Origin of the sequence: Parachitinimonas caeni, from assembly GCF_030129945.1 — a bacterium.
GTDB lineage: Bacteria > Pseudomonadota > Gammaproteobacteria > Burkholderiales > Chitinimonadaceae > Parachitinimonas > Parachitinimonas caeni.
In genome coordinates this window covers 1-942 of the sequence record NZ_JARRAF010000134.1, presented here as the reverse complement: position 1 = coordinate 942, position 942 = coordinate 1, and the positions used below count along the sequence as shown (strand labels likewise).

The 942-nt window shown below is 68.4% G+C and carries 1 protein-coding gene; it reads left to right on the top strand.

The genetic code is table 11. From position 1 onward, the window contains the following. A partial coding sequence (locus tag PZA18_RS23960; protein WP_284103409.1) for a calcium-binding protein occupies positions 1-942 on the top strand: 942 nt, incomplete at both ends.

Below are 942 nucleotides of genomic sequence, written 5' to 3'. Positions count from 1 at the left end.
CGGCACGGCGCAAGCCGACAAGCTGACCGGTGGAGCCGGCAACGACACCCTGAACGGCCTCGCCGGCAACGACACCCTCGACGGCGGCCTCGGCAACGACAGCCTGGTCGGCGGCGCCGGCGACGACAGCTACCTCGTCGATGCCAGCGGCGACATCATCGTCGAAGCCAACAACGAAGGCACTGACAGCGTCACCGCTTCGGTGAGCTACAGCCTCGCGGCCAATGTCGAAACCCTGACCCTGGGTGGCAGCAACGCCATCGACGGCAGCGGCAACACCCTGGCCAATACCCTCACCGGCAACAGCGCCGCCAACAAACTCGATGGTGGTGCCGGCAACGACACCCTTGAGGGCGCCGGCGGCGACGACAGCCTGATTGGTGGCGCGGGCGATGACGTCTACCTGCTCCGCGGCAACTGGGGCAACGACCGCATCGACCTGACCGGTGGCGGCGCGGATCTGGCCCGCTTTGGCGACCTGTTGCTGAACCAGCTCACACTGCAACAGGAAGGCAAAGACCTGCTGATCAGCGACAGCGGCAACGCCAGCCGCAGCGTGCGGGTCGTAGGCTACTTCGACAGCCCGACCCTCAGCCTCGAAGGCAAGGATGGCGCCCGCTTCGGCCAGGCCGACATCGCCAAGGCCGTGGCCGGCAGCGGTGGCAACCCCGGAGGCGGTGGCACCACCCCCACCCCGGGCCTCGGCGGTGCCGATACCCTCAACGGCAGCGCCGGCGATGACGTCATCCTCGGCGGTGCCGGCAACGACCAGCTCAGCGGCAAAGCCGGCAACGACACCCTGCTCGGCGGCAGCGGTGACGACACCTACCTGTTCGGTCGCGGCGAGGGCGTCGACGTCATCGACAACAGCGGCGGCGGCAACGACACCCTGCGCTTTGCGGCAGGCGTTGACTACAACGACGTCGGTTCCAACATCGGCCG